The organism is Pseudomonas sp. N040 (genome assembly GCF_015637705.1).
Taxonomy (GTDB): domain Bacteria; phylum Pseudomonadota; class Gammaproteobacteria; order Pseudomonadales; family Pseudomonadaceae; genus Aquipseudomonas.
Map to the genome: position 1 here is coordinate 298,697 of NZ_JADOBE010000005.1, position 20,214 is coordinate 318,910.

A 20,214-nucleotide genomic window follows, 5' to 3' on the forward strand; every position below is an offset into this window, starting at 1 on the left:
CCCGGCACGCTGGCCGGGTTTTCCGTGCAATCTGCCGCTCAGTTGTCGAGGACTTTCTGCCGTAGCTGGGTGACTTCCTTGTTCAGCAGGTTGATGCGTTTGGCCATGCTTTCGATCAGGCTGTGGGCGATCCGCGTATTGCTCTGCATGAGGCTGAGGAACTGCTCCTTCGGAATCACCATGACCGTGCAGGGTTCGCTGGCAATCACCGTGGCGCTGCGCTTTTCACGGGTGAACACCGCCATCGCGCCGAAGATCTCGTCCTTCTCCACATCGCCGACCTTGTGTCCGTCGACATAGGCTTCGGCATGGCCTTCGATGATGATGAATACGTGCTCGGCGTTATCACCCTGCAGGATCAGCTCTTCGCCGGCGGCGAAGCTCTGGAAGCCGGTAGCCGGGCGAACTTCGGAATGCTTGAGCAGGGCCAGGGCGTTGGACAGCAGGGCGGTCTGCCCGGCCAGGTACTGCACGAACAGCTCCTGGCGCTCCTCGTTGGCGTAGATGTGCTTGAACACTTCACTGCGCGAGTAGGGAATCAGCGTGACCGCTTCGTCACTGGCATAGCGGCAGCCCGGCAGCTCGACGCCCTGGCGCAGGCCGAGCAGATCACCTTCCTGCATGTAGAACAGCGGCCGGCCGTCGATCAGCGCGTTGACCAGTCCCTGCTCGATCAGAAACAGCTGGTTGCCCGGCAGGCTCGCCCCGAGGTCTTGGTTCTCTTCGATGGTGATCGGCTCGCCCGAAGGATCGAGTCCCGCGAGGAGTTGCGCCGGAATGGCCTGGAGACGACTGATCAGCTGGTCGGCGTCGGCCGGTTGCTCCCCGAGTAAGTACATGTCAGCAATTCCTTGAACTGGCTTGGCAGAAAGTGGGTGGAATAAGCGCCCCTAACAATAGGGCGCGCGGGGCTGCAGGTAAATCCTTGATCGCGCTGGTTGTGAGCTGGCTCTAGTTGCCGCGAGCGGAAAAGTCATCCAGTTGCCGGTTGAGCGCTTCCTTGAGGCTGGGCGACAGCTGGCTCCAGTGTACATTCAGCAGGGCGCCTTCAATGGCATACAGCAATACCTTGGAGGCGTGGAAGCCGCGCGACTTTACCGCCTGGTAGGCGCACACGGAGCCATGCCGACGCAGGTCGGAGACATTGTGGATGCCTACTGCATGCAGCCATTGGGCAGAAGTCTTGCCGAGGTTCTTCAGGTCCTGCAACTCATCGTGCATCGATCCCCTCCTTGTGCCGTCTGGCAGAACGCGCTGCTCAGTTACCCGGATGTCCTGCCACGAAGTGTAGTGGCCAACTGACCAAATGCCGCTGTTGCGTGTCACCCCAGGCTTCGCTCAGCCGGGTGCGAAATAACGCCAGGGGATCCCTGGCGTGTTCGCGCTGCCAGAGCTGGACTGCCGACCAGGTTCGCAGGTAGCCCAGCATGTGGGCGAAACTCCAGTCTAGTTGGATGCTGAAGGGTGGTACCGGAATCTGCGCAAAGCCGCTCTGGATATCGCTGTAGCCGGCATCCACGCTGGCGCGCCCTGCCGGCCAGTAGCCCTTCAGCAGTTCGCCATGCAGTTCCTCGATCAGCGCATCCAGCGCCGGATTGATCTGCATCAGGCTGTAGCACCAGGCGCAGAACAGCCCGCCGGGCTTGAGCACCCGGCCGACTTCGGCGAAGAAAGCGGGGCCGGCAAACCAGTGCAGGGCCTGGGCGACAATCACCAGTTCAAGGCTGGCAGGCTGCAGCGGGAGCTTGCGTGCATCCGCCGCAAACAGCTGCAGGGCTGGCTGGCGCCGCGCTTCAGCCAGTTGCGCAAGGCTGCTGTCGCAGGCCAGTACCTGGTCAAAGCGCGAGAGTAGTGCCTGGCTGGCCTGGCCATTGCCGCAGCCAATATCCAGGGCGCGCTGCCGCCCAGGGCTGTGCGCGGCCAGCCAGTCAAACAACTGGGCCGGATAGGCGGGGCGAAAGCTGGCATAGGCCCCGGCCTTTTCGCCGAACAGCCTGGTTACATCGCTCATGGGTGCTGCCGCCTGACCGGTGTACGGTACTGTCGTGTGCGCCGGCGCGCTGGCCGGGCGTCAAGGTGGCAGGCCTGCTTCACGGAGCGTTCTCCTCGCGGGGTCCAGCGCTCAGTATAGAACGCTCGACCCGGCGGCGGGGCGGCATGGGCGGGGCGCTCAGTGGCCGCCGAGGTGTTGCCGGATGCGGCTGACCAAGCTGTCAAGGCTGGCGCGGTCATGGGTGTCAATCGTCTTGCAATGGGCCAGTTCCGCGCTGCTCAGCGCTTCGCGGCTGGTTTGCTGGGCCTGGATGACCGCCATGGTCGCATCCGAGGGATCGCCGCCTGCCGCGGTGCGTTGCGCCAGCCACTGCGCGATCACCGTATCCGGTGCCCGGCAGTCGAGGATCAGGAACGGCAGCGCCGCGGCTTCGGCAACCTGCCAGGCGGCATCGCGCTGCACCTGCTTCAGGTAGGTGGCATCGATCACCACGGGCCGGCCGCTGTGCAGGATGCCGGCGGCCAGTTCATGCAGGCGCCGGTAGGTGGCGGCGCTGGCGTCGGCCGTGTAGATGCCGACGTCCAGCTGGCCTGTAGCCGCGCCGGCCTGTTCGCCAAACAGGCGCTTGCGTTCGACGTCCGAGCGCAGGCGAATGGCGCCCAGCTCCTCGACCAGGCGCATGGCGACATGGCTTTTGCCGACCGCCGAGACACCGTGGGTGATCGCCAGGAATGGCGCCGGGATGCTGCTGTAGCTTTCCGCCAGGTTGGCGTAGCTGCGGTACTGGCGCAGGGTGGTCGCGCGGCCTTCGGTGCTGCTCTGGTGGGCCAGGCTGAACAGGCTGACCTTGGCGCGCACCATGGCCCGGTAGGCCTTGTAGAAGTTCAGCAGTTCGACGCCGGCATAGTCGCCGGTGTGTTCCAGCCACTGCGAAACAAAGCGCCGGGACAGGGCGTGCAGGCCGCGGTCCTCGAGGTCCATGGCGAGGAAGGCGGCGTCGCTGACAATGTCGATCAGGCGGAACGGTTCATTGAATTCGATGCAGTCGAACAGCGCGACCCGGCCGTCGAGCAGGGTCGCGTTGCCCAGGTGAATGTCGCCATGGCATTCGCGGATGAAGCCTTCGGCCTTGCGCTGCTCGAGCAGCGGCCGCAGGCGGGCGAAGGTGATTTCGGCCCAGTCTTCCAGGGCAGTCAGCTGCTCGAGGTCGCTCTTGTCACTGAGCATGGCGCGGGCCTGTTCGAAATTCTGCCGTACCGGCGCCATCACCGCCTCGGCGCTGCCCAGCGGGTGCTCGAGCGGTACGCGCGGGGTTTGCTGGTGGAAGGTGGCGATCTGCCGCGCGAGGTCGTCGATATGGCTGGGCAGCAACTCGCCGCGCGCCAGCACATTGGTCAGCAACTGGCTTTGCGGGAACTGACGCATCTGCAGGGCGTACTCGATCACCGCACCGTCACCGCCCAGTTGCGGCGTTGCGACGCTGCCGGTAATCGGCAGCACCTGCAGGTACAGGCCCTGGGTCAGGCGCTGGTTGAGCTGCAGCTCTTCGTTGCAGAAATGCCTGCGCGCCTCGAGGGTGGTGAAGTCGAGAAAACCGAAGTTCACCGGCTTCTTGATCTTGTAGGCATAGGGGCCGGTGAGCAGAACCCAGGAGATGTGCGTTTCGATCAGCTGGAAGCCGTCTACCGGGTGCGGGTAAAGGGCCGGGTTCTGTAGCGCGTCGATCAGCTGCTGGCTCACGGTAAGTCCTTGCTTGGCGTCGGTTTGAGCGGGGCATTATGGCGCTTGTGACGGGACCTGCAAACCGCCGGAAGGCGCCTTCTTGGCTGGGTTAAAGTGCGTATAATGCCGCGCCATGACACGACCCCGCCCCCCTCGCACCTCCCGCAAAGCCCCCTCACGTTCCAGACGCAAGCCTGCGGGCTCGCGTGCCTGGGTGGGCTGGCTGCTCAAGCTGGGGCTGGTAGGCGCGGTTTTGCTGGCCGGGTTGATGGTCTATTTCGATGCCGTGGTGCAGGAGAAATTTTCCGGGAAACGCTGGACAGTGCCGGCCAAGGTCTATGCCCGGCCGCTCGAGTTGTTCGTCGGGCTGAAACTGGACAAGCAGGACTTTCTTACCGAGCTGGATGCCCTCGGCTATCGTCGCGAGGCGGTGGCCGGCAGTCCGGGTGCGGTTTCGGTGGCGGGCAGCACGATCGAGCTGAACACGCGCGGCTTCCAGTTCTACGAAGGCGCGGAGCCTGCGCAAAAGGTTCGCGTGCGCTTTTCCGGCAACTATGTGGCCGAGCTGAGCCGCGCCAATGGCGGCAAGCTGGCGGTAGCCCGGCTCGAGCCGCTGCTGATGGGCGGTCTGTACCCGGCGCACAACGAGGATCGCGTGCTGATCCAGCTCGACCAGGCGCCGCCCTATCTGCTGGAAACCCTGGTGGCGGTGGAGGATCGCGAGTTCTTCAACCACTTTGGCGTCTCGCCCAAGTCGATTGCCCGGGCCATCTGGGTCAATGCGGCGGCCGGCCAGTTGCGCCAGGGTGGCAGTACCCTGACCCAGCAGTTGGTGAAGAACTTCTACCTGACCAGCGAGCGCAGCCTGACGCGCAAGGCGACCGAGGCGCTGATGGCCTTGCTGCTGGAGATGCACTACAGCAAGCAGGAAATCCTCGAGGCCTACCTCAACGAGGTGTTCCTCGGCCAGGACGGCCAGCGCGCCGTGCATGGCTTCGGCCTCGCCAGCCAGCATTATTTCAGCCAACCACTTTCGGAGCTGAAGCTGCATCAGGTGGCCTTGCTGGTCGGCATCGTCAAGGGGCCGTCCTATTACAGCCCGCGGCGCCATCCGGAACGGGCACTGGCGCGGCGTAACCTGGTTCTCGACCTGCTGGTCGAACAGGGTGTCATCACGGCGGCGCAAGCCACGGCGGCCAAGCAGCTACCGCTGGGCGTGACCCAGCGCGGCAGCCTGGCCAACAGCACCTATCCGGCGTTCATGGATCTGGTCAAGCGCCAGCTGCGGCAGGACTACCATGAGGATGACCTGACCGAAGAGGGGCTGCGCATCTTCACCAGCTTCGATCCGATCCGGCAGATGGAGGCCGAGTCCGCCCTGGGCGAGACGCTCAAGCGCCTGGGGTCGCGCAAGGGTGTGGATGAAGTCGAGGCGGCCATGGTGGTGACCAATCCCGAGACCGGCGAGGTGCAGGCGCTGATCGGCAGCCGCCTGCCGCGCTTTGCCGGCTTCAACCGGGCCATCGATGCCGTGCGGCCGATCGGTTCGCTGATCAAGCCGGCAGTCTACCTCACCGCGCTGGAGCGCCCGAGCCAGTACACCCTGACCAGCTGGCTGGTCGACGAACCGTTTTCCATCAAGGGCGCGGACGGTCAGGTCTGGCGGCCACAGAATTATGATCACCTCGCGCATGGCAACATTTACCTGTATCAGGGGCTGGCCAACTCCTACAACTTGTCGACCGCCAAGCTCGGGCTCGAGCTGGGCGTACCCAAGGTACTGAATACCCTCGACCGGCTGGGGGTCGAGCAGGACTGGCCGGCCTACCCGTCCATGCTGCTGGGCGCCGGCGGGCTGAGCCCGATGCAGGTGGCGACGATGTACCAGACCATCGCCAATGGCGGCTTCAATACACCGTTGCGCGGTATTCGCAGCGTACTGACCGCCGATGGCCAGCCACTCAAGCGTTATCCGTTCCAGATCCAGCAACGCTTTGATCCGGGGGCGATTTTCCTGCTGCAAAATGCCATGCAGAAGGTAATGCGCGAGGGCACCGGCCGCTCGGTCTACAGCCAGTTGCCGGCTGCGCTCAACCTGGCCGGCAAGACCGGTACCAGCAATGATTCGCGCGACAGCTGGTTTGCCGGTTTCAGCCAGGACCTGCTCGCGGTGGTCTGGCTGGGGCGCGATGACAATGGCAAGACACCGCTGACCGGCGCGACCGGTGCCCTGCAGGTATGGGCCAGCTTCATGCGCAAGGCCGAACCGATGTCGCTGGATATGCCGTTGCCGGATAATGTGATCCAGGCCTGGGTCGATGCCACGACTGGGCAGGGCTCCGATCCGAGCTGTCCGAATGCCGTGCAGATACCCTATATTCGTGGCAGTCAGCCTGCAGCCGGCTCGCCGTGTGGCCTGTCCGCCCCCGTAGAGTCCGCGATGGACTGGGTGCGTGGCTGGATTGAATGATCAAAGAGGACTGCATGTGAACAGAAGCTGGTTTTTCGTGGTGGGCATCAGTGCATTGCTGGCGGCCGGTTGTGCCAGCCCGCAGCGTGGCTCCATTCCGGTGGTCGATGCCGGCGGGCCGCTGTCCGCCCAAGGCGATGCGGCTGCCGGCGGTGGCAGTTCGATACCTGACGGGCAAAGCCTGGAGCAGGATTCCGGCGTGGTGGTGATGGTGCCCGGGGCCAGTAGTTCGGCACCGATCCAGAGTTTCCCGGCGCCAGGGTCAAGCACGTCGGCGCCACTGAGCAGCGAGCCCCTGCCGGTGGGTGGCTACGCCATGCCGGCGGCACCTGTCCCGGCGGCGCCCACGGGTATTCCCAGTGCCGGCAGCCTGAGTGCGGATGAGCAGCTGGACGGGCCGGTGCTGGCCTTGTTGACCACCGCGCAGCAGCAGCAGGGCAGTGGTGATCTGAACGGTGCGGCCTCCAGCCTGGAGCGCGCCCAGCGGATTGCGCCGCGCGAACCGCAGGTGCTGTATCGCCTGGCCGAAGTTCGCCTAGCCCAGGGTGATGCGGCGCAGGCCGAGCAGCTGGCACGGCGCGGCCTGACCTATGCCGGAGGTCGTCCACAACTGCAGGCCAGCCTGTGGGAGCTGATTGCCCAGGCCCGTGAGCGGCAGGCTGATCCGCAGGGGGCGGCGCAGGCCCGCGAGCGGGCCAAGGTCGCTCTCTGATGGATTTGCGGGTGCTGCAACTGGTCGATCATCTGCTGCTGATCGAGCATGAACTGCAAGTGCAGGGCTGGTGGTCTGCCGAGGCGCCGAGCAGCGAGGCGCTATCCAGCCAGCAACCCTTCTGTGTCGATACGCTGGCCTTCGAACAATGGCTGCAGTGGATTTTCCTGCCGCGCATGAAAGAGATCATCGAGCAGGGTTACCCGCTACCCGCGGTGTCGGGAATTCAGCAGATGGGTGAGATGGTCTACGTCGATCGGCCAGAACAGGCCAGGGCGCTGCTGGCGTTGCTCGGAGCCTTTGACCGGCTGATCGCTGGCTCCGCGGTGTAAGTACAACGGCCTCAGTGGCACTCTTCCTGGATCGCTTTCTGCGTCTGGGCAATTTTTGCCTGCCGCTCGTCTTCGCCCAGGCGGCGGACCTGGCCCTTGTCCTCAACGCTGATGCGCGGATTGTTCTGCAGTTGGGCCAGGTTGGTGCGCAGTGATTCGCAGCGCTTCTGCTGTTCTGCCTGCTGTTTGGCCACGTCCTGCTTGACCCTGGCGTCAATCGCGGCCTGCGGGTCTTCGGCTGTGGTCGGGTTTGCCACGGCGGGTGCTGCTGTGGGGGCAGGCTTCGGCTTGGCCGAGCCGGCCTTGACCAGGGTGGACTGCACGCCTTGCGGTGGTTGTGCGCCGTAATGGGGCTGGCCGGCGGCATCCAGCCACTGGTAAATCGGCGGCGCGGCCATGAGCTGGGTGGACAAGGCAAGCAGGAGACTGCCGGTAAGGGCGATGCGGCGCATGCTGGTTCCTTAAAGTCGATGCGGTATAGGCGGTTACTATAACCAAAAGCGGCTGAGCTGCATGCTGCTCTTGCGGCTGCGCCAGTAAAACTGTGGAGTCAGTACAGGTTTTCCGGGTTGGATGATTGCCGGCCTCACTCGGGCAAGGCAAATGCGTACAGGTAGTCCCCTGCGGCGCGATTGAACATGACATGGCCGCCGGCATTGACCAGCACGTACTGGCGGCCCCGGTAAACATAGGTCATCGGTGTGGCAGTGGCGTCCACCGGCAGCTGGTAGCTCCACAGTTCACGCCCGTCCCCGGCGTCAAAGGCACGGAACAGGCGATCCATGGTGGCGCCAATGAACAGGATGCCGCTGGCGGTGGCCAGTCCGCCACCCAGGTTGGGCGTGCCCCAGTTGATACGGAAGGGCGCGCTGACCGGGCCCATTTCATGTACCGAACCCAGGGCCACGCTCCAGGCGATTTCGCCCCTGGCCAGGTCGACGGCCACCAGCCGCCCCCAGGGCGGCGAACTGCAGGGGATGCCGAGGGGGGACATCAGGGCGCCGATGGCCACGGTGTAGGGGGTACCTTGCATGCGCACGTGCATGGTCTGTCCGGCAGTCGGATGGTCGCGGGTGCCTGACGCCTCGACATTGCGGATCAGCTGGCCGGTGAAGGGCACCGCATTGACGTTGACCATCAGCAGCTGTTTCGCCGGCAGGTAGGCGCCACCGCCCCAGTTGGCTCCGCCCAGGCTGCCCGGGAACATCAGGGTGGCCTGCTCCGAAGGGGGGGTGAACAGGCCTTGATTGTTCAGTGCGGCAATCTTGTCATGGCACTTCTGGCGGTCCCAGAACGTCAGGCCCCAGGCGTCCTCGGGGCGCAGTGATACCGGCATCAGTGGTGGCGGCTTTAGCGGAAAGGGCTGGGTCGGAGAGGTGGTTTCTCCCGGGATGGTGCTGGAAGGTACCGGGCGTTCCTCGATTCCCAGCAGCGGCTTGCCATTGCGGCGGTCCAGGACAAAGACCAGGCCCTGCTTGGTCAACTGGACCAGGGCGGGGATGGTTCCGTTGGTGCCCGGCCAGTCAAACAGGATGGGCTGTGCCGGCGTATCGAAATCCCACAGGTCATGATGCGAGTGCTGGAAGCTCCAGACGTGCTTGCCGGTGCTCAGTTGCAGGGCAACCACGGCATTGGCATTACCGTTGCTGCCGGGCCGCAGCACGCCGTAGTAATCCGGCGATGGGGCGCTGGTCGGCAGGAATACCAGATCCCGCGCGGCATCGATGGCTATCGGCGCCCAGACATTGGCCCCACCGGTGTTGGCGATGCCTTCCAGCGGGTCGAACTGCCAGCGCGGCTCGCCGCTTATCGCGTCAAAGGCGGCGACGATGCCGCGCGGTGCCTTGGCCAGGGCGAAGTCAATGATTGAGGAGCCAACCACCACCACGCCATTGGCGACCGCGGGAGGCGAGCTGCTGGCGACTTCGTCCGGCTTGTAGCGGCCATGTTCGGCCAGGGCCACTTCACCGTTCCTGCCGAAGCCAGGGCAGGGTTTGCCATCCAGGGCGTCCAGCGCTATCAGTCGGCGATCGGCCGTTAGTGTGAAGATGCGCTGCCGGCAGGTTTTGTCCTGGTGGTTGTCGGGGGTTGCCCAGTAACTGACGCCGCGGCAGCGAAACGGGCGGGAGTTGTCCCGATTGATCTGCGGGTCGAATTCCCAGCGCACCGCGCCCGTTCCCGGATCCAGGGCGATCACGCGATTGAACGGAGTGCAATACACCAGAGATTCTCCTGCTGCTTCGGGTAGCAGGAGCGGGGTCGACTGGCCGGCACTGTTGCTCATCGCTTCCGGGTTGCTGGCGAGGTCGCCACTCTGGTGAATCCAGGCAGGAACAAGCTGCCCCACGTTGTCAGGATTGATCAGCGCCAGCGGGCTGTAGTGTTGCCCAAGCGACGGATCAGGCATCCCGCCGGCCTGGGCTGGCGCGGTGGAGAGCAGGGTCAGGCTGCACAGAACGGCAGTCAATATCGATTGTGCTTCAGTCATGGCTTCCGGGTCGCTGCGGCGCGCAAGGCAATATTTGCTGCAGTCTATTCGCATCGGAATGGATTATCAGTCTCTTTCAGCGGTGTTGGCATTGCGTGCGGGTTGCAGTTCGGGGTGCGTGCTGGTGGCCTTGGCAGAGCACATTAACTTGACTTCAACTGCCTGAATCGGAAGAATTACGGGTTCGATGGACATGGGGGCGTCACGCGCCTGTGCCACTTGTACATAGAGGTGCGTACCCGCACCGATCCGCAACACCCGCAACGCGTTACCTCGCGCTGGGTGGGATGCTTCCGCAACACTCTGGTAGCTCCCGTGCTTGCTCATTCAGTAGCTGACGTAGTCAGTGACCATCCGTCGCTCATGCTTGCTGTCTGGCAGTAAACCTATTCGATAGCCGTTCGGTTCGGGCGGTATTCTGGCGTTCTAGAGGTGAACAACGTGGAGCTTTTATCCGGCGCTGAAATGGTCGTCCGCTTTTTGCGTGACGAAGGCGTTAAATACATCTATGGGTACCCGGGTGGTGCCCTTCTGCACATCTACGATGCCTTGTTCAAAGAGCCCGAGGTGACCCATATCCTCGTGCGCCATGAGCAGGCCGCCACGCACATGGCTGATGGCTATGCGCGTGCTACCGGCAAAGCCGGCGTCGTGCTGGTAACTTCCGGCCCTGGCGCCACCAATGCGATCACCGGTATTGCGACCGCCTATATGGATTCCATTCCAATGGTGATCCTGTCTGGTCAGGTTCCCAGCAATCTGGTTGGTACCGATGCGTTCCAGGAAACCGACATGGTCGGGATTTCCCGGCCGATCGTTAAGCACAGCTTCATGATCAAGCACCCGTCGGAAATTCCGGAAGTCATGAAGAAGGCTTTCTATATCGCCCAGTCCGGTCGTCCTGGTCCGGTTGTCGTCGATATTCCGAAGGACATGACCAACCCGGTCGACAAGTTCGAATACGTGTACCCGAAAAAGGTCAAGCTGCGCTCCTACAGCCCGGCTGTCCGCGGTCACTCCGGGCAGATTCGCAAGGCTGTGGAAATGCTCCTCGCCGCCAAGCGTCCGATCATCTATTCCGGTGGTGGCGTGATCATGGGCGGTGCTTCGGCGCCCCTGACCGAACTGGCCAAGGCGCTGAACCTGCCGGTTACCAATACCCTGATGGGGCTTGGTGCGTATCCTGGAACCGATCGCCAGTTCCTGGGGATGCTGGGCATGCACGGCAGCTATACCGCCAATCTGGCGATGCATCATGCCGATGTGATTCTGGCGGTTGGCGCGCGCTTCGATGATCGTGTCATCAACGGCCCGAGCAAGTTCTGTCCGAACGCCAAGATCATCCATATCGATATCGACCCTGCCTCGATTTCCAAGACCATCAAGGCTGACATCCCGATTGTTGGCCCGGTTGACAGTGTCTTGAGCGAGATGGTTGCAACGCTGAAGGAGATTGGCGAGAAGCCCAATCAAGAGGTTCAGGCCAGCTGGTGGAAGCAGATTGACGAATGGCGCGGCAGTCGCGGGATGTTCCCGTATGACCGTGGTGATGGCTCGATCATCAAGCCACAAACGGCAGTTGAAGTGCTGTGCGAGGTCACCCGCGGTGATGCATTCATTACTTCGGACGTCGGTCAGCATCAGATGTTCGCGGCGCAGTACTACCGGTTCGACAAGCCGAATCGCTGGATCAACTCCGGCGGTCTGGGCACCATGGGTTTCGGTTTTCCGGCGGCCATGGGGGTCAAGCTGAGCTTCCCGGATGCCGATGTTGCCTGCGTTACCGGAGAAGGCAGTATCCAGATGAACATTCAGGAGCTGTCTACCTGCCTGCAGTACGGCCTGCCCGTGAAAATCATCAACCTGAACAACGGTGCGCTGGGCATGGTGCGCCAGTGGCAGGACATGCAGTACGGCAGCCGTCATTCGCACTCCTACATGGAGTCGCTGCCGGATTTCGTCAAGCTGGCTGAAGCCTATGGCCATGTGGGCATGCGGATCACCGAGCTGAAGGATCTCAAGCCGAAGATGGAAGAAGCGTTTGCCATGAAGGATCGCCTGGTGTTCCTCGATATCAAGGTTGATACCAGTGAGCACGTCTATCCGATGCAGATCAGAGATGGCTCCATGCGCGACATGTGGCTGAGCAAGACGGAGCGGACCTGAATATGCGACATATAATTTCGCTTTTGCTGGAAAATGAACCAGGCGCACTGTCCCGCGTGGTAGGCCTGTTTTCCCAGCGCAATTACAACATCGAAAGCCTCACCGTGGCGCCGACCGAGGATGCGACCCTGTCGCGGCTGACGCTGACCACGGTCGGGCACGATGAAGTCATTGAGCAGATCACCAAGAACCTGAACAAGCTCATTGAAGTGGTCAAGCTGGTGGACCTGTCGGAAAGCGCACACATCGAGCGTGAATTGATGCTGGTCAAGGTCAAGGCGACTGGGGCCCAGCGCGCAGAGATCAAGCGCACTACCGATATCTTCCGCGGCCAGATCGTGGATGTGACCACCAGCGTCTACACCATCCAGCTGGCCGGGACGACGGACAAGCTGGACAGCTTTATCGAGGCGATCGGCGCTGCCTCGATTCTGGAAACCGTACGCAGTGGCGTTACAGGCATTGCCCGTGGCGACAAGGTTCTGAGCATTTAAACCATTTACAACTGACCCTAGGGGTCGAATAGGGGAATATCCATGAAAGTGTATTACGACAAAGACTGTGATCTTTCGATCATCCGCGGCAAGAAAGTCGCCATCATCGGTTACGGCTCCCAGGGCCATGCGCATGCATGCAACCTCAAGGATTCGGGCGTGGATGTTACGGTTGGCCTGCGTCCGGGTTCCGCCACTGTTGCCAAGGCGCAAGCCCATGGCCTGACGGTGAAGAGTGTTCCCGAAGCAGTGGCTGCTGCCGATCTGGTGATGATCCTGACGCCGGACGAGTTCCAGAGTCGTCTGTATCGTGATGAGGTTGAGCCGAATCTGAAGAAAGGCGCCACCCTGGCCTTCGCCCACGGTTTCGCCATTCACTACAATCAGGTGGTGCCGCGTGCCGACCTCGACGTGATCATGATCGCGCCCAAGGCCCCGGGCCACACCGTTCGTTCCGAGTTCGTCAAGGGTGGCGGTATTCCTGACCTGGTTGCGATCTTCCAGGACGCTTCCGGCAATGCCAAGAATGTTGCGCTGTCCTACGCTTCCGGCGTCGGCGGTGGTCGTACCGGCATCATCGAGACCACGTTCAAGGATGAAACCGAAACCGATCTGTTCGGTGAGCAAGCGGTGCTCTGTGGTGGTTGTGTCGAGCTGGTCAAGGCCGGCTTCGAGACGCTGGTTGAAGCAGGCTACGCGCCGGAAATGGCTTATTTCGAATGCTTGCACGAGTTGAAGCTGATCGTTGACCTCATGTACGAAGGCGGTATCGCCAACATGAACTATTCGATCTCCAATAATGCCGAGTATGGCGAGTACGTGACCGGCCCTGAAGTGATCAACGCCGAGTCGCGTCAGGCTATGCGCAATGCACTCAAGCGCATTCAGGACGGCGAGTACGCCAAGATGTTCATCCTGGAGGGTGCTTCCAACTATCCATCGATGACAGCCTATCGGCGCAACAATGCAGCCCATGGCATTGAAGTGGTTGGCGAGAAACTGCGCTCCATGATGCCTTGGATTGCGGCTAACAAGCTGGTCGACAAGAGCAAGAACTAAGCGCGACTGTCGAGGTCATAAAAACGCGGCGAATGCCGCGTTTTTTATTGTCTGCCCCGGCTTCTGGTATAAAGCTGTAACGCTGGATTCAGATTTGTCGGGTCCATGGCACAGATTCCATCGTCTGTTTTTCTCAAATCGTCGAAAGGTGCTGTTGATGAACGAACGTCCCGAAGGTGCTCCCAAAGCTGCTGATTCGGAAAGGTTGCTGCCCGTTGATGAGCATGTAGAAGAAGGCTGTGATGCCGAGGGGCGCAAGGTTCGCCATCGCGGCGTGTATCTGTTGCCGAATCTGTTCACCACGGCGAATTTGTTTGCTGGCTATTTCGCGATCATCAATGCGGTCAACGGCAACTTCGAGGTTGCAGCCATAACGGTCTTCGTCGCAATGGTGCTGGACAGTCTTGACGGCCGAGTCGCCAGGCTGACAAATACGCAAAGCGCTTTTGGCGCTGAATATGACTCCCTGTCCGATATGGTTGCCTTTGGCGTGGCTCCGGCCATCCTGGCATACGAGTGGGCGCTTTCCGCGCTGGGGAATGTCGGGCTGGCAGTCTCGTTCATTTATGTGGCTTGCGCTGCGCTGCGCCTGGCTCGTTTCAATACCCAGATAGGCAAGGCGGATAGCCGCTATTTTATTGGCCTGGCCAGTCCTGCGGCGGCGGGCGTGGTTGCCGGGACGGTCTGGGCGGTCTGGACGCTCGGCGAGAAAAGCGGCGTTGCGGGTCAAGACCTGCCCATCGTGGTGGTAGTCCTGTTTGCTTTACTGGTTGCTGCTGCTGGCCTGCTGATGGTCAGCAACTTCAAGTACAGCAGTTTCAAGAAACTTGATTTGCGGGGGCGAGTGCCCTTCGTGGCGATACTGGCCATTGTGTTGGGGTTTGCTGTGGTCTTTAGCGATCCCGCGCGGATTTTGTTGCTGGCGTTTCTGGCGTACGCAACATCAGGGCCTCTTCAGTACTTGTTGCGGCTGCGTAAGCGTAATAGGTCGCAGGTATAGCTGTCCGGGCTGTCGTGATTAATTCGCCGGTAGCTTAGGGGGCTGCGAAGGAGCTTCGGATGGGGGCCGGCGCATCCAGTGGTTGGGTTGTAGGGTGGATGCCCTGTGGCTGCTGGCTGTTGAATTGGCCGTTGACTGACTCTTGTGCTATTCCTAAACAAAAGTGATCGGTTATGTTGACACGGGTGGTTAAGTCTGTAGAATTCGCCTCCCGCTACCGGCATGCAGTGTTGGTGTTAGTAGCGCAAGCGGTTGAGAAGAAACGAAAAATTCTTTGAAATAGGCTTGACGGAAGTAGAGGCTGCTGTAGAATGCGCGGCCTTGGTTGAGACGAACGAATCAGCCAAACGCTCTTTAACAACTGAATCAAGCAATTCGTGTGGGTGCTTGTGTAGTAAGACTGAGGATCGCAAGATTATCAGCATCACAAGTAACACTCGTTAATTTGAGAGTTTTTTGCGATTGCTGAGCCAAGTTTAGGGTTTTCTCAAAACCCGATCAGTATTGAACTGAAGAGTTTGATCATGGCTCAGATTGAACGCTGGCGGCAGGCCTAACACATGCAAGTCGAGCGGTAGAGAAAAGCTTGCTTTTCTTGAGAGCGGCGGACGGGTGAGTAATGCCTAGGAATCTGCCTGGTAGTGGGGGATAACGTTCGGAAACGGACGCTAATACCGCATACGTCCTACGGGAGAAAGTGGGGGATCTTCGGACCTCACGCTATCAGATGAGCCTAGGTCGGATTAGCTAGTTGGTGAGGTAATGGCTCACCAAGGCGACGATCCGTAACTGGTCTGAGAGGATGATCAGTCACACTGGAACTGAGACACGGTCCAGACTCCTACGGGAGGCAGCAGTGGGGAATATTGGACAATGGGCGCAAGCCTGATCCAGCCATGCCGCGTGTGTGAAGAAGGTCTTCGGATTGTAAAGCACTTTAAGTTGGGAGGAAGGTCAGTAGCTTAATACGTTGCTGATTTGACGTTACCGACAGAATAAGCACCGGCTAACTCTGTGCCAGCAGCCGCGGTAATACAGAGGGTGCAAGCGTTAATCGGAATTACTGGGCGTAAAGCGCGCGTAGGTGGTTTTGTAAGTTGGATGTGAAATCCCCGGGCTCAACCTGGGAACTGCATCCAAAACTGCAAAGCTAGAGTACGGTAGAGGGTGGTGGAATTTCCTGTGTAGCGGTGAAATGCGTAGATATAGGAAGGAACACCAGTGGCGAAGGCGACCACCTGGACTGATACTGACACTGAGGTGCGAAAGCGTGGGGAGCAAACAGGATTAGATACCCTGGTAGTCCACGCCGTAAACGATGTCAACTAGCCGTTGGGTTCCTTGAGGACTTAGTGGCGCAGCTAACGCATTAAGTTGACCGCCTGGGGAGTACGGCCGCAAGGTTAAAACTCAAATGAATTGACGGGGGCCCGCACAAGCGGTGGAGCATGTGGTTTAATTCGAAGCAACGCGAAGAACCTTACCTGGCCTTGACATGTCGAGAACTTTCTAGAGATAGATTGGTGCCTTCGGGAACTCGAACACAGGTGCTGCATGGCTGTCGTCAGCTCGTGTCGTGAGATGTTGGGTTAAGTCCCGTAACGAGCGCAACCCTTGTCCTTAGTTACCAGCACGTTATGGTGGGCACTCTAAGGAGACTGCCGGTGACAAACCGGAGGAAGGTGGGGATGACGTCAAGTCATCATGGCCCTTACGGCCAGGGCTACACACGTGCTACAATGGTCGGTACAGAGGGTTGCCAAGCCGCGAGGTGGAGCTAATCCCACAAAACCGATCGTAGTCCGGATCGCAGTCTGCAACTCGACTGCGTGAAGTCGGAATCGCTAGTAATCGTGAATCAGAATGTCACGGTGAATACGTTCCCGGGCCTTGTACACACCGCCCGTCACACCATGGGAGTGGGTTGCTCCAGAAGTAGCTAGTCTAACCGCAAGGGGGACGGTTACCACGGAGTGATTCATGACTGGGGTGAAGTCGTAACAAGGTAGCCGTAGGGGAACCTGCGGCTGGATCACCTCCTTAATCGAAGACTTCAGCTTCTTCATAAGCACCCACACGAATTGCTTGATTCACTTGCGAAAAGCGATTGGGTTAATAGACCCGAGAGAGACGATTGGGTCTGTAGCTCAGTTGGTTAGAGCGCACCCCTGATAAGGGTGAGGTCGGCAGTTCGAATCTGCCCAGACCCACCAATTGTCAAGGGTCGTGGCCAGATCATTAGATGGGGCCATAGCTCAGCTGGGAGAGCGCCTGCCTTGCACGCAGGAGGTCAACGGTTCGATCCCGTTTGGCTCCACCATTAACTCGAAATCGCTGAAAGCTCAGAACTGAGCATCTGCCTGGATAGGCTGAGATGTTGAGTTCTGGTCTTTGCGCCAGAACTGTTCTTTAAAAATTTGGGTATGTGATAGAAGTGACCAAACAATCTCTTTCACTGGTGATTGTTTGAGTCAAGGTAAAATTTGCGTGTTCTCAAGTGCAAATTTTCGGCGAATGTCGTCTTCACGTTCGAGACAGTAACCAGATTGCTTGGGGTTATATGGTCAAGTGAAGAAGCGCATACGGTGGATGCCTTGGCAGTCAGAGGCGATGAAAGACGTGGTAGCCTGCGAAAAGCTTCGGGGAGTCGGCAAACAGACTTTGATCCGGAGGTGTCTGAATGGGGGAACCCAGCCATCATAAGATGGTTATCTTGTACTGAATACATAGGTGCAAGAGGCGAACCAGGGGAACTGAAACATCTAAGTACCCTGAGGAAAAGAAATCAACCGAGATTCCCTTAGTAGTGGCGAGCGAACGGGGACTAGCCCTTAAGCTTCTTTGATTTTAGCGGAACGCTCTGGAAAGTGCGGCCATAGTGGGTGATAGCCCTGTACGCGAAAAGGTCTTAGAAGTGAAATCGAGTAGGACGGAGCACGAGAAACTTTGTCTGAATATGGGGGGACCATCCTCCAAGGCTAAATACTACTGACTGACCGATAGTGAACTAGTACCGTGAGGGAAAGGCGAAAAGAACCCCGGAGAGGGGAGTGAAATAGATCCTGAAACCGTATGCGTACAAGCAGTGGGAGCCTACTTTGTTGGGTGACTGCGTACCTTTTGTATAATGGGTCAGCGACTTATATTCAGTGGCGAGCTTAACCGAATAGGGGAGGCGTAGCGAAAGCGAGTCTTAATAGGGCGCTTTAGTCGCTGGGTATAGACCCGAAACCGGGCGATCTATCCATGGGCAGGTTGAAGGTTGGGTAACACTAACTGGAGGACCGAACCGACTACCGTTGAAAAGTTAGCGGATGACCTGTGGATCGGAGTGAAAGGCTAATCAAGCTCGGAGATAGCTGGTTCTCCTCGAAAGCTATTTAGGTAGCGCCTCATGTATCACTGCTGGGGGTAGAGCACTGTTTCGGCTAGGGGGTCATCCCGACTTACCAAACCGATGCAAACTCCGAATACCAGCAAGTGCCGAGCATGGGAGACACACGGCGGGTGCTAACGTCCGTCGTGAAAAGGGAAACAACCCAGACCGTCAGCTAAGGTCCCAAAGTTATGGTTAAGTGGGAAACGATGTGGGAAGGCTTAGACAGCTAGGAGGTTGGCTTAGAAGCAGCCACCCTTTAAAGAAAGCGTAATAGCTCACTAGTCGAGTCGGCCTGCGCGGAAGATGTAACGGGGCTCAAACCATACACCGAAGCTACGGGTATCACGTAAGTGATGCGGTAGAGGAGCGTTCTGTAAGCCTGTGAAGGTCAGTTGAGAAGCTGGCTGGAGGTATCAGAAGTGCGAATGCTGACATGAGTAACGACAATGGGTGTGAAAAACACCCACGCCGAAAGACCAAGGGTTCCTGCGCAACGTTAATCGACGCAGGGTTAGTCGGTCCCTAAGGCGAGGCTGAAAAGCGTAGTCGATGGGAAACAGGTTAATATTCCTGTACTTCTAGTTACTGCGATGGAGGGACGGAGAAGGCTAGGCCAGCACGGCGTTGGTTGTCCGTGTTTAAGGTGGTAGATCGAATGCTTAGGCAAATCCGGGCGTTCAAGATCGAGAACTGATGACGAGTTGTCTTTTAGATGACGAAGTGGTTGATGCCATGCTTCCAAGAAAAGCTTCTAAGCTTCAGGTAACTAGGAACCGTACCCCAAACCGACACAGGTGGTTGGGTAGAGAATACCAAGGCGCTTGAGAGAACTCGGGTGAAGGAACTAGGCAAAATGGCACCGTAACTTCGGGAGAAGGTGCGCCGGTGAGGGTGAAGTATTTACTACGTAAGCCCATGCCGGTCGAAGATACCAGGCCGCTGCGACTGTTTATTAAAAACACAGCACTCTGCAAACACGAAAGTGGACGTATAGGGTGTGACGCCTGCCCGGTGCCGGAAGGTTAATTGATGGGGTTAGCGCAAGCGAAGCTCTTGATCGAAGCCCCGGTAAACGGCGGCCGTAACTATAACGGTCCTAAGGTAGCGAAATTCCTTGTCGGGTAAGTTCCGACCTGCACGAATGGCGTAACGATGGCGGCGCTGTCTCCACCCGAGACTCAGTGAAATTGAAATCGCTGTGAAGATGCAGTGTATCCGCGGCTAGACGGAAAGACCCCGTGAACCTTTACTGTAGCTTTGCACTGGACTTTGAACTTGTTTGTGTAGGATAGGTGGGAGGCTTTGAAGCGTGGACGCCAGTTCGCGTGGAGCCAACCTTGAAATACCACCCTGGCAACTTTGAGGTTCTAACTCTGGTCCGTTATCCGGATCGAGGACAGTGTATGGTGGGCAGTTTGACTGGGGCGGTCTCCTCCTAAAGAGTAACGGAGGAGTACGAAGGTGCGCTCAGACCGGTCGGAAATCGGTCGTAGAGTATAAAGGCAAAAGCGCGCTTGACTGCGAGACAGACACGTCGAGCAGGTACGAAAGTAGGTCTTAGTGATCCGGTGGTTCTGTATGGAAGGGCCATCGCTCAACGGATAAAAGGTACTCCGGGGATAACAGGCTGATACCGCCCAAGAGTTCATATCGACGGCGGTGTTTGGCACCTCGATGTCGGCTCATCACATCCTGGGGCTGAAGCCGGTCCCAAGGGTATGGCTGTTCGCCATTTAAAGTGGTACGCGAGCTGGGTTTAGAACGTCGTGAGACAGTTCGGTCCCTATCTGCCGTGGACGTTTGAGATTTGAGAGGGGCTGCTCCTAGTACGAGAGGACCGGAGTGGACGAACCTCTGGTGTTCCGGTTGTCACGCCAGTGGCATTGCCGGGTAGCTATGTTCGGAAAAGATAACCGCTGAAAGCATCTAAGCGGGAAACTTGCCTCAAGATGAGATCTCACTGGAGCCTTGAGCTCCCTGAAGGGCCGTCGAAGACTACGACGTTGATAGGTTGGGTGTGTAAGCGCTGTGAGGCGTTGAGCTAACCAATACTAATTGCCCGTGAGGCTTGACCATATAACACCCAAACAATTTGTAGTTTGCGTGCTCGATGGTTGAAGTCGACAACAAACCGAAAGTTTGCCAGAACACGCATTACCAACCGATATCACATACCCGATTCGCTGTAGCGGCTAACCCCGAGACAGCAACAAAATTGCTTGACGACCATAGAGCGTTGGAACCACCTGATCCCATCCCGAACTCAGAAGTGAAACGATGCATCGCCGATGGTAGTGTGGGGTTTCCCCATGTGAGAGTAGGTCATCGTCAAGCACCTATCCCAAACCCCCGATCCGCGTAAGCGGGTCGGGGGTTTGCTTTTGCAGGATAGGGTTATA

The 20,214-nt window shown here is 59.1% G+C and carries 13 protein-coding genes, 2 tRNA genes and 3 rRNA genes; 12 read left to right on the top strand and 6 right to left on the bottom strand.

The genetic code is table 11. The annotated features are described in order from the left end of the window. Positions 1 to 38: 38 nt before the first annotated feature. The 4 genes from ISX93_RS10105 to ISX93_RS10120 form a co-directional block, all read right to left on the bottom strand. Positions 39 to 839, bottom strand: coding sequence for a Crp/Fnr family transcriptional regulator (locus ISX93_RS10105; RefSeq protein ID WP_195778596.1), 801 nt, complete (start codon positions 837 to 839; stop codon positions 39 to 41). 112 nt (positions 840 to 951) lie between these two features. Further along, positions 952 to 1,221, bottom strand: coding sequence for a TfoX/Sxy family protein (locus ISX93_RS10110; RefSeq protein ID WP_195778597.1), 270 nt, complete (start codon positions 1,219 to 1,221; stop codon positions 952 to 954). Between the two features lie 37 nt (positions 1,222 to 1,258). Then, on the bottom strand, positions 1,259 to 2,011 hold the full coding sequence (locus ISX93_RS10115) for a class I SAM-dependent methyltransferase (RefSeq protein WP_195778598.1): 753 nt from the start codon (positions 2,009 to 2,011) through the stop codon (positions 1,259 to 1,261). 159 nt (positions 2,012 to 2,170) lie between these two features. Then, positions 2,171 to 3,733 (bottom strand): bifunctional aminoglycoside phosphotransferase/ATP-binding protein, encoded by a 1,563-nt coding sequence (locus ISX93_RS10120; protein WP_195778599.1) that lies wholly within the window; start codon positions 3,731 to 3,733, stop codon positions 2,171 to 2,173. Positions 3,734 to 3,848: 115 nt separating this feature from the next. On the opposite strand from ISX93_RS10120, the gene mrcB reads away from it, so the two are divergent. From mrcB to ISX93_RS10135, 3 genes are read left to right on the top strand one after another with little or no spacing between them, the layout of a single operon-like run. Further along, entirely contained in the window at positions 3,849 to 6,185 is a 2,337-nt protein-coding gene (gene mrcB, locus ISX93_RS10125) for a penicillin-binding protein 1B (RefSeq protein ID WP_195778600.1), read from the top strand. Between the two features lie 16 nt (positions 6,186 to 6,201). Further along, positions 6,202 to 6,897, top strand: coding sequence for a tetratricopeptide repeat protein (locus ISX93_RS10130; RefSeq protein ID WP_195778601.1), 696 nt, complete (start codon positions 6,202 to 6,204; stop codon positions 6,895 to 6,897). After that, positions 6,897 to 7,229: a YqcC family protein gene (locus tag ISX93_RS10135; RefSeq protein WP_195778602.1), complete on the top strand. Its 333-nt coding sequence runs from the start codon at positions 6,897 to 6,899 to the stop codon at positions 7,227 to 7,229. The genes ISX93_RS10130 and ISX93_RS10135 overlap by 1 nt, the downstream gene beginning before the upstream one ends. Positions 7,230 to 7,240: 11 nt before the next feature. Here ISX93_RS10135 and ISX93_RS10140 read toward each other — a convergent pair whose 3' ends face one another. Together ISX93_RS10140 and ISX93_RS10145 are read right to left on the bottom strand one after the other, a co-directional pair. Next, positions 7,241 to 7,681, bottom strand: coding sequence for a DUF4124 domain-containing protein (locus tag ISX93_RS10140; RefSeq protein WP_195778603.1), 441 nt, complete (start codon positions 7,679 to 7,681; stop codon positions 7,241 to 7,243). 134 nt (positions 7,682 to 7,815) lie between these two features. Beyond that, on the bottom strand, positions 7,816 to 9,717 hold the full coding sequence (locus tag ISX93_RS10145; RefSeq protein WP_195778604.1) for a pyrroloquinoline quinone-dependent dehydrogenase: 1,902 nt from the start codon (positions 9,715 to 9,717) through the stop codon (positions 7,816 to 7,818). 441 nt (positions 9,718 to 10,158) lie between these two features. Here ISX93_RS10145 and ISX93_RS10150 point away from each other — a divergent pair, with 441 nt between their 5' ends. The 9 genes from ISX93_RS10150 to rrf all read left to right on the top strand — a co-directional run bounded on the left by ISX93_RS10150 (position 10,159) and on the right by rrf (position 20,149). Beyond that, positions 10,159 to 11,883 carry an acetolactate synthase 3 large subunit gene (locus ISX93_RS10150; protein WP_195778605.1) on the top strand — a complete coding sequence of 575 codons (1,725 nt, stop codon included), beginning with the start codon at positions 10,159 to 10,161 and terminating at the stop codon, positions 11,881 to 11,883. A gap of 2 nt (positions 11,884 to 11,885) precedes the next feature. Beyond that, complete coding sequence (gene ilvN / locus ISX93_RS10155; RefSeq protein ID WP_195778606.1) at positions 11,886 to 12,377, top strand: acetolactate synthase small subunit; 492 nt, start codon at positions 11,886 to 11,888, stop codon at positions 12,375 to 12,377. A gap of 42 nt (positions 12,378 to 12,419) precedes the next feature. Further along, complete coding sequence (gene ilvC / locus ISX93_RS10160) at positions 12,420 to 13,436, top strand: ketol-acid reductoisomerase (protein ID WP_195778607.1); 1,017 nt, start codon at positions 12,420 to 12,422, stop codon at positions 13,434 to 13,436. A gap of 157 nt (positions 13,437 to 13,593) precedes the next feature. Then, entirely contained in the window at positions 13,594 to 14,436 is an 843-nt protein-coding gene (pssA, locus tag ISX93_RS10165) for a CDP-diacylglycerol--serine O-phosphatidyltransferase (RefSeq protein ID WP_195778608.1), read from the top strand. A gap of 506 nt (positions 14,437 to 14,942) precedes the next feature. Next, positions 14,943 to 16,479: ribosomal RNA gene (locus ISX93_RS10170) — 16S ribosomal RNA — on the top strand. A 93-nt stretch (positions 16,480 to 16,572) separates the two neighbouring features. Continuing rightward, positions 16,573 to 16,649: transfer RNA gene (locus tag ISX93_RS10175), tRNA-Ile, on the top strand. Positions 16,650 to 16,680: 31 nt separating this feature from the next. Then, positions 16,681 to 16,756 (top strand) — tRNA-Ala (locus tag ISX93_RS10180). Between the two features lie 242 nt (positions 16,757 to 16,998). Further along, positions 16,999 to 19,891, top strand: a 23S ribosomal RNA gene (locus ISX93_RS10185). A 142-nt stretch (positions 19,892 to 20,033) separates the two neighbouring features. Next, positions 20,034 to 20,149, top strand: a 5S ribosomal RNA gene (rrf, locus tag ISX93_RS10190). Together the 16S, 23S and 5S rRNA genes with 2 tRNA genes alongside form the textbook arrangement of a ribosomal RNA operon. The last annotated feature ends 65 nt before the right edge of the window (positions 20,150 to 20,214 follow it).